Annotated in this window: 16 protein-coding genes and 1 other RNA gene; 7 read left to right on the top strand and 10 right to left on the bottom strand. The window is 56.2% G+C overall.

From position 1 onward, the window contains the following. Positions 1-36: 36 nt before the first annotated feature. Genes ybgC through tolA form a run of 4 tightly spaced genes read left to right on the top strand, consistent with a single transcriptional unit; the run spans position 37 to position 2,960 of the window. Entirely contained in the window at positions 37-483 is a 447-nt protein-coding gene (gene ybgC, locus NXF97_RS08015) for a tol-pal system-associated acyl-CoA thioesterase (protein ID WP_274955670.1), read from the top strand. A 2-nt stretch (positions 484-485) separates the two neighbouring features. After that, on the top strand, positions 486-1,157 hold the full coding sequence (gene tolQ, locus NXF97_RS08010) for a protein TolQ (RefSeq protein WP_022373286.1): 672 nt from the start codon (positions 486-488) through the stop codon (positions 1,155-1,157). A 22-nt stretch (positions 1,158-1,179) separates the two neighbouring features. Then, on the top strand, positions 1,180-1,605 hold the full coding sequence (locus NXF97_RS08005) for a biopolymer transporter ExbD (RefSeq protein WP_022373285.1): 426 nt from the start codon (positions 1,180-1,182) through the stop codon (positions 1,603-1,605). After that, complete coding sequence (gene tolA / locus NXF97_RS08000) at positions 1,602-2,960, top strand: cell envelope integrity protein TolA (protein ID WP_274955669.1); 1,359 nt, start codon at positions 1,602-1,604, stop codon at positions 2,958-2,960. Before NXF97_RS08005 ends, tolA begins: the two co-directional genes overlap by 4 nt. Before the next feature lie 61 nt (positions 2,961-3,021). Here the strand turns inward: tolA and NXF97_RS07995 are convergent, their stop codons facing one another. From NXF97_RS07995 to NXF97_RS07985, 3 genes are all read right to left on the bottom strand, one after another. Beyond that, positions 3,022-3,489, bottom strand: a complete 468-nt coding sequence (locus NXF97_RS07995) for a hypothetical protein (RefSeq protein WP_274955668.1) — start codon at positions 3,487-3,489, stop codon at positions 3,022-3,024. Next, positions 3,465-4,511, bottom strand: a complete 1,047-nt coding sequence (locus tag NXF97_RS07990; protein WP_274955667.1) for a radical SAM protein — start codon at positions 4,509-4,511, stop codon at positions 3,465-3,467. The genes NXF97_RS07995 and NXF97_RS07990 overlap by 25 nt, the downstream gene beginning before the upstream one ends. Positions 4,512-4,688: 177 nt before the next feature. Further along, positions 4,689-4,982, bottom strand: coding sequence for a hypothetical protein (locus NXF97_RS07985; RefSeq protein WP_274955666.1), 294 nt, complete (start codon positions 4,980-4,982; stop codon positions 4,689-4,691). On the opposite strand from NXF97_RS07985, the gene NXF97_RS10810 reads away from it, so the two are divergent. Next, a complete protein-coding gene (locus NXF97_RS10810) occupies positions 4,875-5,213 on the top strand; it encodes a helix-turn-helix domain-containing protein (RefSeq protein ID WP_423767313.1) in 339 nt (112 codons plus the stop codon). The two genes, NXF97_RS07985 and NXF97_RS10810, sit on opposite strands and share 108 nt — an antisense overlap. Before the next feature lie 96 nt (positions 5,214-5,309). Here NXF97_RS10810 and ntrC read toward each other — a convergent pair whose 3' ends face one another. From ntrC to NXF97_RS07960, 5 genes are all read right to left on the bottom strand, one after another. After that, complete coding sequence (gene ntrC / locus NXF97_RS07980; protein ID WP_274955665.1) at positions 5,310-6,710, bottom strand: nitrogen regulation protein NR(I); 1,401 nt, start codon at positions 6,708-6,710, stop codon at positions 5,310-5,312. A gap of 27 nt (positions 6,711-6,737) precedes the next feature. Beyond that, positions 6,738-7,949 carry an RNA-guided endonuclease IscB gene (iscB, locus tag NXF97_RS07975; RefSeq protein WP_274955664.1) on the bottom strand — a complete coding sequence of 404 codons (1,212 nt, stop codon included), beginning with the start codon at positions 7,947-7,949 and terminating at the stop codon, positions 6,738-6,740. 305 nt (positions 7,950-8,254) lie between these two features. Then, the gene (gene glnL / locus NXF97_RS07970) at positions 8,255-9,283 is read right to left on the bottom strand and encodes a nitrogen regulation protein NR(II) (protein WP_274955663.1); all 1,029 of its coding nucleotides are present in this window, start codon (positions 9,281-9,283) and stop codon (positions 8,255-8,257) included. Positions 9,284-9,493: 210 nt separating this feature from the next. Further along, on the bottom strand, positions 9,494-10,906 hold the full coding sequence (glnA, locus tag NXF97_RS07965) for a type I glutamate--ammonia ligase (RefSeq protein ID WP_022373278.1): 1,413 nt from the start codon (positions 10,904-10,906) through the stop codon (positions 9,494-9,496). Then, a complete protein-coding gene (locus tag NXF97_RS07960; RefSeq protein WP_274955662.1) occupies positions 10,903-11,163 on the bottom strand; it encodes a hypothetical protein in 261 nt (86 codons plus the stop codon). Before NXF97_RS07960 ends, glnA begins: the two co-directional genes overlap by 4 nt. 39 nt (positions 11,164-11,202) lie before the next feature. On the opposite strand from NXF97_RS07960, the gene ssrA reads away from it, so the two are divergent. Together ssrA and NXF97_RS07950 are read left to right on the top strand one after the other, a co-directional pair. Further along, positions 11,203-11,565, top strand: a transfer-messenger RNA (tmRNA) gene (gene ssrA / locus NXF97_RS07955). A gap of 190 nt (positions 11,566-11,755) precedes the next feature. After that, a complete protein-coding gene (locus NXF97_RS07950) occupies positions 11,756-13,087 on the top strand; it encodes a tyrosine-type recombinase/integrase (protein ID WP_274955661.1) in 1,332 nt (443 codons plus the stop codon). 113 nt (positions 13,088-13,200) lie between these two features. Here NXF97_RS07950 and NXF97_RS07945 read toward each other — a convergent pair whose 3' ends face one another. After that, complete coding sequence (locus tag NXF97_RS07945; protein ID WP_274955660.1) at positions 13,201-13,833, bottom strand: hypothetical protein; 633 nt, start codon at positions 13,831-13,833, stop codon at positions 13,201-13,203. Between the two features lie 27 nt (positions 13,834-13,860). After that, positions 13,861-14,703, bottom strand: a complete 843-nt coding sequence (locus NXF97_RS07940) for a hypothetical protein (RefSeq protein WP_274955659.1) — start codon at positions 14,701-14,703, stop codon at positions 13,861-13,863. Between the last annotated feature and the right edge of the window lie 36 nt (positions 14,704-14,739).

The following is a 14,739-nucleotide window of genomic DNA, read 5'->3' as shown; positions in this document are numbered from 1 at the left end:
GACCAGACAAGCATAAATTTTCTGCCACAAAACCTCATGCCGAGTCCAGTTTTTACCCTGCCCGTACGCATCTACTGGGAAGATACCGATGCGGGCGGCATTGTTTATCACGCCAATTATCTGCGCTACATGGAGCGCGCCCGCGGTGAATTTTTAAGAAGCGCGGGGTTTGAGCAGCGCCGCATGCAGGAAGCCGGCATGCCCGTGATTGTTGTGGCGGACTTGTCACTTAAGTACCGGCGTCCGGCAAAGCTCGATGATCTTCTCACCGTCAAAACCCGCGTCAAACTCATCCGGGCCGCCTCCGTCGTTTTTGCGCAGGAAGTCTGGCGGGACGATACACTGCTGGTTTCCGCCGAAGTACGCTGCGCCGCGGTTGACCCCGAAAAAGGTACGCCCGTCACGATTCCTGACGCATTGTCCGAGGCCTGCCGCCGGATGCTTGCCGAGGCCGAAACAACAACCAATACCGAAAACAAATAAAAATGAATCCGTCTTCTGCCGATCTTTCCATCGTCACCCTGGTGATGAACGCAAGTGTCGTCGTTCAGTGCGTGCTGGGCATTCTGGTTCTGGCGTCTCTGATGAGCTGGGCCACGATTTTTTCAAAGGCCATTGTTCTTTCGCGCACGGCGCGCCAGACCGAAGAATTTGAAAAGCGCTTCTGGTCGGGCGCTGATCTCGCAAAACTCTTTGAGTCCGCCACGTCGCGCCACGACAGAACGGGCGCGGAAGAACGCATCTTCGTTGCCGGCATGGCCGAATTCGTAAAGCTTGCCGGCAAAGCCGAGGTCGAGCAGCTCTCGGGCGTGCGCCGCGGCATGACCGCCGCCTTTCAGCGTGAGGTCGATGACCTTGAGCGCGGGCTTCCGCTTCTCGCCTCCATCGGGTCGGTCTCCCCTTACATCGGTCTTTTCGGTACGGTCTGGGGCATTATGAATGCCTTCACCGGGCTTTCAACGCTTGACAACGTCTCGCTTGCCGTCGTGGCCCCGGGCATTGCCGAAGCGCTCGTTGCGACCGCAATCGGCCTTTTTGCCGCCATTCCCGCGACGGCTGCCTACAACTATTTTGCCAACCGCCTTGAGCGCATCACCAACCGCTTTGACAGCTTCAGCGAAGAGTTCTTAAACATCCTCTCGCGTCAGACGGCCTGACACCCCTGAAGGACAGACAATCATGGCACTTAAAAGCCTTCAGACGCGCAAGAAACGCCGCATGATGAGCGACATGAACGTCGTTCCCTATATCGACGTGATGCTTGTGCTCGTGGTGATTCTGATGGTCGCCGCCCCTTTTGTGAACCCTTCGGTCATTAATCTGCCAAGTGTTTCCAAGGCTTCCGCCGCACCCGCCAATCCCGTTGAAGTCGTGGTGCACGCCGACGGTCACCTCTCGCTTAAAGTCCAAAACGGGCTCAGGCCCGTTGACATGACGGCTCTCATTGCCAACGTGCGTTCGGCGCAGGCCGATGCCGACACGCCGGTCGTGATCGCCGCCGACCGCGATGTGCGCTACGAGCAGGTCGTGAACGTCATGAAAGCCCTGCAAAACGCCGAAATCAAGCGCGTGGGCCTCGCGCTGAAGGTTGAGCGCACGAAATGAGCGAAGGCAATCAGGATAAGCGCGAAGATCCGCAGGATCTGCAGTCGGACCGGACTCAGACGGACAATGAGTCCGGAGATCCCGCGCGCCTTGCGCCCGCCAATTCCCGTCTGACGGATGTACCGGCCGGCGTCATTGCGGCGGTGGTTGTGCACGGGCTCCTCTTTTTCGCGCTCTTTAACGTCTTTCAGTGGAATACGGATACCGAAACGGTCTACGCCGAACTCTGGGCGCCGGAAGACGCCTCCGGCATGAGCCTCAAAGGCACGGCGCAGGAAACCGAGGAAGAAGCTCCTGACAACAAAGCGGCACCGGCGCCGGAAGAACCCACGGCCGAAGAACTGCAGCTCAAAAAAGAAGCGCAGGTGAGACGTGAGGCGCAGCGCCTTGCCGACGAAAAGGCGCGCGCCGAAGCTGAAGCAAAGGCGCAGGCTGAAGCTCAGAAGCTTCTTGAAGAAGAGCGCCGGGAAGCAGAACGCAGAGAGGCTGAGCGCCTGGAAGCTGAAAAACGGGCCGCCGAAGAAGCTGAACAAAAGCGCCGCGAAGAAGATATCCGTATCGCTGAAGAAAAGCGTCTGGCGGAAGAAAAGCGTATTGCCGAAGAAAAACGCATCGCTGAGGAAAAGCGCATCGCCGAAGAAAAGCGCATTGCTGAGGAAAAACGCATTGCCGAAGAAAAGCGCATCGCTGAGGAAAAACGCATCGCCGAAGAAAAGCGCATCGCTGAGGAAAAACGCATTGCCGAAGAAAAGCGCATCGCTGAGGAAAAACGCATCGCCGAAGAAAAGCGCATCGCCGAGGAAAAACGCATCGCCGAAGAGAAACGCATTGCAGAGGAAAAGCGTTTGGCGGAAGAAAAACGCATTGCGGAAGCCAAAAAGCGTGCCGAAGCCGCCCGCCGCAAGCGCATTGCCGAAGAAAAACGCCGGCAGGCGGAGCTCGCTGAAGAAATGCGCCGGGCCGAACTCGCCCGCATCACCGGGGCACCCGCCGTTACTTCGGGCCGCGTGGGCTCAACGCGCGGCACACCGGGCGTTGAACGCTCGATGCAGGGGAAACTCTCTGCAGCGTACGCCTCACGCGTCATCAGCTGCATCCGACCCTTTATCCTGTTTTCCGTTCCCTCGGGCATTGCCAGAGGCACGCATGTGGCCGTCTACAGCGTGAGCCTTCTTCCGAACGGCGAAATCGCCGAAACCCCGCGTATGACGCAAAGTTCGGGGCTTCCCGCCTTTGACCGGGCCGTGCGGCACGCCATCAGCCGCTGCAATCCCTTCCCGCGGCCCCTTGGCAACACCCCGATGCCGCGGCGCATGGAGATTTCCTTCGATCCGGTTGAAGACGCACAGCCCTGAAAAATGCAAAAACCGAAGCAGAACACAATATCCGCTTCGGTTTTTCTTTATTCTCGCGGCTTTATTTCGGGAGCGAATCCACCACCGCAAGCCACTCCGTGAGGGCTTTGTTGCCGGTGGCCATATGCCGCACGTCATCGAGTCTTGCAAAGCGTTCGGTGCCGCCCGGAAGCGTCACCATGGGGACGTCACGGGAGCACTTAAACGTATCGGCAAAAGCGTCAATATCAACGTAGCGCACGCCGTCCTTCTGCACAAAGCGCGCGATCGTCTCGCCGTTTTCGCCGCTGATGACATCATCGTCAATCTCAACCCACTCATCATTGCGCCGCGTCACAAGCCACAGCCAAATAAAGGGCCAGACGGCAAACAAAAGCCAGAAGGGCGAGGTAAGGAGAAACGAGAGCCAGCCCGAGCCGCCCCTGGAGTCCTCGAAAAGAAAGATGCTGCCGATCACGCCCCAGGCAATCCACGCCAGCCACATGGTGCGGGACCGGGCCTTACTCAGTTTTTGTTTTCGTCGCTGCATTGTTCAATCTGTCGGTTAATCTCAAGTACCCGTGCCCGCAGCTGGCCGCATCCGCCTTCAATATCCTGCGCCGCACTGTCCCTTATCGTAGCGACGATCCCCTGACGGCGCAAAATTGTGATGAGATCCTGCATGTGAGCATTTGACGGACGCTTAAATCCGGTGCCTTCCACGGGATTGACGGCGATAAAGTTCACCATCGCGTAGCGCCCCTTGATAAGTTCGGCAAGGCATTCGACTTCTCGGGCAGAGTCGTTCACGCCCTCAATCAGTGTCCACTCAATCTGCGCCGGGTACTTGGTGCTTTCCGCGTAATCGAGCGTCATCGCCAAAAGGTCTGCGGCAGGAATTTTCGGCGCCTTGGGTAAAAGCTCGCGGCGCTTCATGTCGTCCGTTGTATGAAGCGACAGAGCAACAGCCGGATGCACGCCGTTGGTGCGGATCGCATCAAAAAGCCTCGGATCCCCCACCGTTGACACCACAATTTCCTTGTGCGCAAGGCTCAAAACGTCGCCGAGAAAATTCACCGCCTCCAGCACTTCCTTCAGGTTGTGGCTGGGCTCACCCATCCCCATCATCACAACCTTTTTTATATCGGGCCGGATTTTGAGGGCTTCGACAACCTGAGCGACAATTTCCGCGCTCCCCAACTGCCGCACAAGGCCGCCCTTTCCCGTCATGCAGAAGTGGCACCCCACAGCGCACCCCACCTGCGTCGACACGCACAGCGCACGGCGCGGCAGCAGGACGCTTTCAATGCACTCTCCGTCACTTAACCCCACGATAAGTTTTAAGGATTCCGCCTGCTCACTTTTTACGGGCAGCACTTGCGTGAGTTTTGTGAGCCGGTTGCGGATTTCTGTGAGTTTTGCTTCCAGAGCGGCCGGGTAGCGCGCCGAGTCCTTGGCCTCCCAGGGGCCGAGCCCCAGCCAGGCACGGTAAATGCGGCGGATATGACGGGGCCCTGCGCCGAGCGCGCGCAGTTCGTCTTCAAAGTCCGAGAGTGAGAGGCCTTTTTGCATCAGAGAATCGCAGCAGGATCGGGGATGTTGATAAAGTCGGTTCAGCCAATTAACGGCATCTAACGAGAAAAACTCTGTGTTTTAGCTGCCTGCTCCTCACCAACAGCGTAGCAAACAGGTTTTTCAAAAATCTAAACCGGTTTGTGACGGTTAAATTAAAAATTCCATCATTGATTTTCAATGGTTTTTTACTTCGCTCAATGAGCCGATTTTATCAACACCCCCAGGAATGCCGCTTGTTATTTTTTCCAAGCATATCTGCAGGATTCTAACCATTAGCACAGCCATTGGTTTTGATAGACTTCGAAGCTCAGTGGTACCAGCCGTACCAGAGATCACATGCTTCACGTTGTCAAAGTCCGCATCTACCCGACAGAGGAACAGCAACAGTTCCTGCGCGGGCAATTTGGTGCCGTGCGTTACTGCTACAACAAAGCCGTCGCCATAAAGAAGCATCGCTATAAGGTTCATGGCGAGAGCCTCAGTGTTATTAAGGACATTAAACCGCTGCTGACGAAAGCCAAAAACTACACAATCACAGCTGGCTTAAGCAATACGATTCCATGGCGGAGCAGGAAGCGGCCCGCCATGCAGATAAGGCCAAAGGCGGAAGGGCTGTCCGTCTCTGCTCGCGGAGGCTGTGTAAGTCACAACGACAGTTGTGCTGTAGCCGTTGAACCAAGAAGCCCCTCAATTTATTAAGGGGAGCAGTCACTTGGTACGGATGATTTTCTTGTGCGGCCGATTATGCGGGAAAACCGTACGCGACTGCAAGCGCTGCCGGGTTCGTCCAAGATCTCAGAGCCCGAGCTCCTGAATCTTTCGCGTGAGCGTGTTGCGCCCCACTCCGAGCTTTTGCGCTGCCTCCACCTTGCGGCCGTGCGTAAAGTCAAGTGCCGCGCGAAACACCGCGCACTCAAAATCGCGGGTAAATTTCGCCATTACTTCCGGAGCTCCAGTGGTCAGTGCCGCGCGGATTTCGTCTTTGAGCGCCGATGTCCACTCGCCCTCGGCACCGCCCTTTACGACATCCTTTGCCGCCTCACCCCGCAAAAACTCGTCCGGTAAGTCTTCGGTCCGGATCCACTGGCTCGGGGCCATCACGGTAAGCCAGTTACAGAGATTCTCAAGCTGCCTCACGTTTCCCGGAAAAGGGAAACGCCGTATAAAGTCCAGCGCTTCGGGCTTTAAGTGCTTGCGTTCTGTTTTGAGGTTTTTCGCGGCCTCAGCCAAAAAGTGATCGGCCAAGGCCGCAATGTCTTCAGAGCGCTCGCGCAGGGGCGGAAGCCTGAGACGAATCACATTTAAGCGGTGAAAGAGGTCTTCACGGAAAAGGCCTTCGCGCACGCGGGCCTCCAGGTTTTGGTTCGTAGCGGCAATGACGCGCACATCACTTCTGATTAACTGACAGCCCCCGACGCGGTAAAAGCACCCGTCCGACAAAACGCGCAAAAGCCGCGTCTGCATCTCCATCGGCATGTCGCCGATTTCGTCCAGAAAGAGCGTGCCGCCCTTAGCCTGCTCAAAGCGCCCGTACTGCAGGGAGTTTGCCCCCGTAAAGGCCCCCTTTTCGTGGCCGAAAAGTTCGCTTTCAAGGAGTTCCCTCGGTATCGCTGCCGTATTGATCGCCACAAACGGTGCCGAGCGGCGCGGCGAATGATTGTGAAGGGCGCGCGCCACCACTTCCTTACCGGTACCGGATTCGCCCGTCACAAGCACTGTGACGTTACTTTGAGAAAGCCGCCCGATTGCCCGAAAGACTTCCTGCATGGCAGCGGACTGTCCGATGATTTCGGGCACCGCCTCCCCTGTCTCAGTCTGTGGCGTCTCCGAGGCCCCCGACTCTTCGCAGGCACGGCGCAGAAGTTCAATCGCGCGGTTGATGTCAAAGGGCTTGGCGAGGTACTCGTACGCTCCGCCCTGAAAGGCGTTCACCGCACTGTCCAGGTCACTGAAAGCCGTCATGATGATGACCGGCACTTCCGGATGCTCTTTTTTGACAGTGTGAAGGAGCTCCATGCCGGACGTCCCCTTCATACGGATATCACTTAAAAGCACTGAGGGCGTTTCGGTCTGAAGCGCCGCAATGACGTCAGCGGCATCCTCAAACATCCGGAAAGGCAGGTTCTCGCGCTGCAGCGCCTTTTCAAGCACCCAGCGGATGGACCGGTCATCGTCAACAACCCAAATGGCTTTCATAGAAATTCCGCGAGGAAACCCGCGTCTTCAGACGCGGGAGGAATCGCGGCCCTCCTTTCTCAGTTCAGTTAAAAATATCTTTTGCTTCTCAAGAAACGAAAGTTTCTTGTAGGAAATACCGGCAGAAATCTTTGTACCGTTCAGACGGCGCACATCGAATGCACCCGAGGAGCGTCTGCCAAAAATAAAGCCGACTTCCCCTTTGCACAGCACCTTGTCAAAGAGCCTGAAGCCGTGCACTAGGTACGGAGCCTGATGGCGCTTGCGCACACCGCCTTTGAGAATCGTCAGCTTGTGGATCTGGCGATTGTGGCGGCGCGTCTGTTTCTGAAACAGGTATTCGCCCCGACGTTTTGCGTCGAGGACGCCAGCAATGCAGAAAGCGTCCGCGCAATGCGTCTTCGGCAAGCCCGCGACGATGCGCTTGTGTTTGGTCAGATACCCGTAGGTATTCGTGACAGGCAATTCGGGATGGCGCTCGCGCCGGGGACTGAACTGCTTCAACTTGCCTGCGTGATACGCCTTGTGGCACGCCTCACACAGCGTGATGAGGTTGCCCGGCGCGTCGCCTCCTGTTTTCCGACTCTCAATGTGATGCACGTTGAGAATCAGATCTTTCGATCTGCCTTTGCAGGCTTGGCAAACGTGACCGTCGCGGAACAGCACATATTCGCGCACGTTCCGGAATCCGAGCTGCTCGCCCTGCTGATAGTCCGTGCCTTCGACTTCGGGATTCTTGATCTTCTGAATGCCGAAGGATGCGGTTTCAATCACGATTTTGGTGATCGGAAGCACTCGGCAAACCGCTTCAATGCGCGATATGTGCGCCTGAATGCGGTTCTCCACGGACGGCGCAAGCCAGCCCTTGTGCTCCGATCGAACGCGGTTGGCAAAGCGTGGTGCGCGGTAGCGGGTCTTGCGGTTGCGTCGGGCGCGGCGAAGTGCCAAGCGATTCGAGAGCAAGCCCGTCACGTCCTGCCGCAGTTCGACCTCGGAAGCCAACAACTCTTCCTTGGCGGTCGTTGCGCTCAGGCCGACGTGCTTGTAGCCCGCATCCACACCCAAGGTGATCGGCTGCTTGGTTTCGCCCGTCGGCACCGTCAGTTGAATCACAAAGGGCGTTCGGCGCACAGGCACGGCCTTGCCGGCCCGAAGGAGCTTACGCGCCTTGGGCGGGGAGCACGGCATGAGCGGTTGCCCGCGCATATTCAACACAAAAACTTTCAAAGTGTTCTCCATTGACGGATACCTCACGGGCTCCGTCTGCTCGACCTTGCGGTCGGTGGTGATCCTTCGCCAATGTTGGAAGGGGTTTGTTGTCTGAAGCACTGCTCCTACCTCTCAGAGCTTTTAACCGCAGACCGCAGAGCGCGGGACTAGGATCGACATCCCACGGTGCCTGTTTGCGTCCCGTCTTGCGACGGAACGGATTCCCAACCAACGGAGTCCGTCCGAAAACGGACTGAGGCTAGTCAACCAAGACTTGTTGCCAAGCCTCTGACTTCAGTCAGGGGTAGTTGACCTCGGTGTTCCTTTCGTTTGTTTCAGGCAGCTTTTAACGGAAAAAGCAGCCGGAAGTCCGTGCGCCCGGGTTCGCTTTCCGCGTCAATCGCCGCTCCGTGCTGATCAACGTAGGTTTTCACAAGCGACAACCCCAGCCCCGTGCCGCCGTCTCTGCCCGTTACGAGCGGGTAGAAAATCTTTTCGCGGATCGCCGGATCAATGCCGGGCCCGTTATCGATCACTTCCACGCTTAAGGCCATGCGCCAAAGTTTTCGCTGAATCGTCACCTGCCGGGCAATACGGGTTTTAAGCGTGATCTCGGCACGTCCCTCGTCAATGAGCGTATGCATCGCCTGCACGGCGTTACGCATCAGATTTAAAAAGATCTGAATGAGCTGCTCTTTGTCCCCGGTGATTTCCGGTGCCGACACGTCGTAATCCCGCCGGATCACAAGGCCCGCCGGAAATTCCGCGGTGAGAAGATTTCTCACGCGCTCCAGAACCTCGAGAATATTGACCGGTCCCACACGCCTTTCCCTGCGGTAGGGCACCAACAGCCGGTCCACGAGGCTTTGCAGGCGGTCGGCCTCACTGATGATGACGGCGGTGTATTCCCGCTCATCGCTTGTGGCAAGCTCGGCGTCGAGAAGCTGCGCCGCACCGCGGATGCCTCCGAGCGGATTTTTCACTTCGTGCGCGAGGTTTCGCAAAAGGGCCTTGGTGGCCTCGTTCATCCCCGCCTGCTCTTCCTCACGCACCAGCTGCATGGCGTCGTGCACGGCGGTGATTTCCAGCACCCGATAGCCCTCGCTTCCCGCTAAAGGCGAAAGCGTTGCGTAGACGGGCTCGGGGTCGGTCATCGGACGGCAGAGTTCCGCGACGGCTCCGTAGGGCGAAAACTTGTCGCCCTGCGCAGGCAGATGCGAGAGCCACTGCGTCACCGCGGGCAGCCACTGGCCGATACCAGACCCGGTGAGGTTGCGGCGCGAGACACCGAAAAGCATTTCAGCCGCGGCGTTACACCAGGCGACAACGCCCGTTTTTTCCAGCACCACAACTGATGTTGCCAAAAGATCGGCGCCTGCACAAAGCCGCACGCCAAACGTGCCGCACGGCTCTTTGGTTCTCAACACAATCTCTGCCTTTATGCCGTAAAAGAGGAAAGAAAAGGCGCAAGCGGCTGATGTCACCACTGCGCCTTTTTTTTGCGTTCATCTGCCGAAGGCGGGCCGCGGAAAAACCTTGCCACGGCACCGTCCTTTCAGCGTGAGCGCCCTATATCAGCCGGCGTAGTACATATCGAATTCGCAGGGTTCGATGCTTGCGCGGTAACGCGTGACTTCCTGCATCTTCAGCGCAATGAAGCTGTCGATGAAGTCGTCGCTGAAAACGCCGCCGCGGGTGAGGAACTCACGGTCGCGATCGAGGTAGTCAAGGGCCATGTCCAGGCTCGAGCAAACCGTCGGGATCTTCGCGTTTTCTTCGGGCGGCAGATCGTAGAGGTTCTTGTCGGCCGGATCCCCCGGATTGATCTTGTTCTGAATACCGTCAAGGCCAGCCATCAGCATCGCGGAGAAGGCGAGGTAGGGGTTGGCCATGGGGTCCGGGAAGCGCACTTCCACGCGGCGGGCCTTGGCGCTCGAGACGTGCGGGATACGCAACGAGGCCGAGCGGTTGCAGGCCGAGTACGCAAGCTTCACCGGGGCTTCAAAGCCCGGGACCAGACGCTTGTAGGAGTTCGTGGTCGGGTTGGTGAGGGCGTTTAAGGCACGGGCGTGCTTGATGATGCCGCCGATGTAGTGCAGGGCGAGCTCGGAAAGACCGGCGTAGCCGTTGCCGGCAAAGAGGTTTTCACCGTTCTTCCAGATGGACTGGTGCACGTGCATGCCCGAGCCGTTGTCGCAGCTCATGGGCTTGGGCATGAAGGTCGCGGTCTTACCGTAGGCAGCCGCCACGTTCCAGATCGTGTACTTCATGATCTGCAGCCAGTCGGCGCGCTGCACGAGCGTGGAGAAGCGAGTACCAATTTCGCACTGACCCGCAGCACCCACTTCGTGGTGGTGGATTTCACAGGGCACGCCCTGCTGCTCCAGAAGCGTCACCATTTCGGCACGGATGTCGGTGAGGGAATCAACCGGCGGAACCGGGAAGTAGCCGCCCTTAAAGGGAGCGCGGTGGCCGAGGTTGCCGCCTTCAAATTCGATCTTCGTGGACCAGGGGGCTTCTTCCGAGCCGATCTTAAAGAACGTGTGATCCGGGTCGGTGCTCCAGGTGACGCTGTCGAAAATGAAGAATTCAGGTTCCGGACCGAAGAAAGCCTGATCACCGATCCCGGTGGACTTCAGATACGCTTCGGCGCGCTTTGCGAGAGAGCGAGGATCGCGGGCATAGCCCTTGCCGGTGTCGGGTTCAGCGACGTCGCAGGTCAGAATCAGCGTGTTCTGTTCGCGGAACGGATCCATATGAGCCGTGTTGGGGTCGGGCATCAGGATCATGTCGCTGGCTTCAATGCCTCGCCAGCCGGCCATCGAGGAGCCGTCAAAGGGCTGACCGTCTTCGAAGGTTTCTTCCGTGAGCTGATGAGCGGGAACGGAAACGTGCTGTTCACGGCCGCGGGTATCGGTCAGGCGGTAATCGACAAACTTAACATCGTTGTCTTTGACCATCTGCAAAACGTCAGAGGGGGACGTCATATTCTTTCTCCTCGAATCAAAGGGAAGTGTTTTACGTTATCTGTCGCGGCCGGGCCCGAAATAAGCTCACCCGCTTCGTGTTGTCCGAAATAAAGCAAAAACCGTGCCAAAATGAAATTCGCGTTTTTTGCACCTTTTTGCGGCGCCGGCACGCTCGCCATGCACAAAGAATGATCATAATGCACCTGATTGGTGCTTTGTTGCTTTTTGGTGCGCACCTTTGCGGCAGCAACAGTTTTTACCAAAAAAGCGCGCAAAGTCCGCCGGCTTCCTTTAATATGCACGATCCAGCGTGTGGGGGTGTTCCGGTTTCGACGGGGTATAGGACGCTGCACGATGCATGTCGAGGTCTAGTCACCTCGTAAAACAGCTAGACACAAATAAACGCCAACAACGAGCGTTTCGCTCTCGCCGCCTAAGGGCCGCGGGCGATGCACCGGATGGTCTCTGGTCCGGGTCGGGTAAAACCGGCAGCATCGTCATTCACAGGGACTGGACTGATGCGGTGTCGCGACGCATTGGTCGAGATCAAGCGACTGGCTGATGACCGGCCCGCCCGAAGGCAGGGTTGTCAGTAAGACTTAAATTTCCGGGCTAAACATGTAGATTCGGCGGAAAAATTGCTTCGGACGCGGGTTCAATTCCCGCCACCTCCACCACTTTTCAATCCCAGACAGTCTAAAGACGTCTGGGATTTCCTTTTATATCAAGCATTTAACCGAATTCCGCGTCTCTAGCCGTCCAGAGCCCTCCATGAACATCTGTGATTTTATGATGTATGCTATGATGGATACGGTGAGTTATATAAATATGTAACAAGTTATCCATCATAAAAAACAGAGGGTACAGATGCCGAAAATCGCAAAAGAGCTGACAGTGCTTGAGATCAAACGGCTGGGACAAGGAACTTTTGCCATCGGAGGCGTCAAGGGGCTCTACATCCGCAAAACCCCCACTCAGACGCTTTTTATCCTGCGCTACAGCGACGCCACCGGAAGGCACGACTTTTCCTTGGGCTCATTCCCAGAAACAAGCGTAGCTGCGGCAAGGAAGGCTGCGCGTGAGGCGCGCGCCCTGATCGACAAGGGCGGCAGTCCCATTGAGGAGCGGGAAGGACAAAGAAAAGCAAAAAGAGAAGCCAAGGAAGCAGCGTTGCGAGAAGTCGAGAAAAGCAAACTCACTTTCGAAGCCGTCGCCTTGGAATGGATTTCGGACCGCGCCAAGAATGGCTTTTGGTCCAAGAACCTACGCGGAGAGAAAGATACAAGGCAAATTCTCGCCCGGCACCTCTTTCCGGTCATTGGTAGCAAAAACATTGAACACATCACGCCGGAAGACATCCGCACGTGTCTGGCCCCGATCTGGCAGGCCACGCCTTCAATCGCAAAGAAAGCCCGAACTCATGCCCAGAAGATTTTCCAATGGGCAATCGCCCTTCATAAACGGAACAACCCGGATAATCCGGCCATGATGAGCGGCGCCTTGGGCGTGCTCATGGAACCCTTTTCAAAAAATCGCAAGCCTAAGCAAAACTACGCCGCCTGCGCCGTCTCCGAGCTTCCAAAACTGATGTCGACCATCCACCAGTACGACTCCATGTCCGCCCAGGCTTGTGAGTTTGCAATTTTGACAGCGGCGCGCTCTAAGGCCGTTCGCTTGGCTCGCTGGGACGAAATCGACCTTGAAAAGGGCATCTGGGTCGTTCCTCTAGAACACGACAAAATCAAAACCCCCAATCGCGACAGAACCATTTTTCTGTCCTCTCGCGCAAAGAAACTACTGAGCAAGATTGTTCGTTATGCTGAAAGCCCCTACGTCTTTCCCAGCTCTCATGGCAGCCACTTCTCTGACGTCGCACTCACCATGTTTCTGCGAGGCCTACATGAGAAGCGCCTTGAAGAAGACGGCATCGGGTGGATTGACCCCGTCAAGACGGAAAAACTCAAGAAACCCTGCGTAATCACGCTGCACGGTACGGCGCGTGCCACGTTCCGGACATGGGCCAAGGACGATGAGATAGGCAACAACCGGCGTTTCGACCAAGAAGCCGTCGAATTCTGTCTGCTGCACTCACGCAACGATGCGTACAGCGGCGCTTACGACCGTGCACCGCTCGCCAAAGAGCGCCGCGCCATCATGGAGGCTTGGGGGGAATATGCCTGCTCGTACATCAAGTCATAGGGCTAAGCCACTGACATTTTTTCAGCGATAGCCGTTCAAAACCCCAAAAACCACCAAAACCCTAATTCTAATAAAACATCAAAATTGCTAAACAAATAAACAAAATCTATCGGTTACCAGCCGTCGTATTGCAGCTCCCTTGAGAAAGACTGACTCAAAATCCGCCTTCCTAGAGCAATCAAGCGCTCCTCTGAGCGTTTCTCGGCTTCCTGACTGACTGCAAAATATTGCATTCGCAAGCGATCAAATGTGTTCCGATGCATCCTCTTCGGCCGTTGATACGGATCTCCCCCCAGCCGGTCCTTGATTTTTGCTGCTTTTGAACGTAAACGATCGATTGCATCTTCGCTCTCCGTTCGATAGGAAAGATGCAAACACTTTCGGCAGGCAACCACCTCGCTGCAGTAAAGCACAGCAACGCGACGCCCGCAATGAGGGCAATGAAACCACAAGCGCTTGCCGCCAAAATGTGGCGCCGAGTAGGAAAGCTCGACAACCTTGTGCACGTCTTGCCATTGCGTTTCGCCGCCAGAGCGTTTCCGATAGACGATGTGCAACCGCTGGTCAACTAACGCAACTTCTGCTTCACCATAAGGTTGACCTCCTCGCTTCCAGCTGACTTTTATAGCGCCCCTCGTATTCAGCACCCCCATCCGCGCCTTAACCCACTCCGATTGAATAAATCGGGCGTGCTCAACTATCTCCTTGTGCTGCGAGCTGACACGTCCACTTCCTAAACCACCCATCTTTTTTCCCAAATCAACAGCAAATTTTCATTGAACATGCTGCATGCAATTCTCTGCAACGCCTTGCCCCACGGGTGTTGAGGCATCATTGACCGGTACCGTTTTCATTGCCTTCAACTTGATGAGCATGGAGAGCGTTCGCTCGAATTTACGGTCCAAATGCGCCTCATAGCGCGCGATTGACTCGAAAGGCAGTCCCGCCACGGCGCTTCCGAGTGCTTGGCGACGCAACGAGTCTGCGTTTTCAAGCAGTCTTTTCTCCTCCGCAAGATGCGGCAGCACTTCATTTTCCAAAAAACGATCGACCTGATAGATGGTTTCGCCATACCGATCTTTCGCGTACCAAAGGTCCGTCAATGAACTCGGCAGCGCTTCAAGCGCCTTGCGCGCCGCTCCTCGTCCGCCCAGAGTCAACAACTGGCGCGACTTGGCAACCGATCCATACTCCGCTTCAAGCGCCTGTCTTCTTTGCTCAAGACCTTCCGCATCGAGCGCCAAAATTTCTCTCACAGGCAATGCCTCATCTCCCAATAGTTCGTTACGTGTAATCTTCGGAAGAAAAGGCGTTGCTTGATTTGCCACTCGCAGCGAATTTGTCATGGCACAAGCAATCCCGCTATTGATCTGCGCACCTTCGGCCGCAAGCACTCGGCGCTTTCGCCAAAGAATGGATGCAAGCTCTTCGACCAAGGCTTTTTCCGTTTGACCATTAGGCGCATACTCGTTCTGAAGCTCGTTGAGCAAAAATTCGAAGTCTTGCCGCGATTCATGAGGCAACACCGTTTCACGAGACAAAATGCCATGTCTCACGGCATTCAAGCGCACAATCGCATAACCATTTGTTTTGTTTATCAATTCACCATCTTTCATAGCTAACACATTAAAATTAGAACCTGAACATTTTTT

Origin of the sequence: Duodenibacillus massiliensis (assembly GCF_928721995.1) — a bacterium.
Taxonomy (GTDB): domain Bacteria; phylum Pseudomonadota; class Gammaproteobacteria; order Burkholderiales; family Burkholderiaceae_F; genus Duodenibacillus; species Duodenibacillus massiliensis.
The sequence above is the reverse complement of the archived record's forward strand: the minus strand, read 5'-3'. Positions and strand labels throughout refer to the sequence as shown.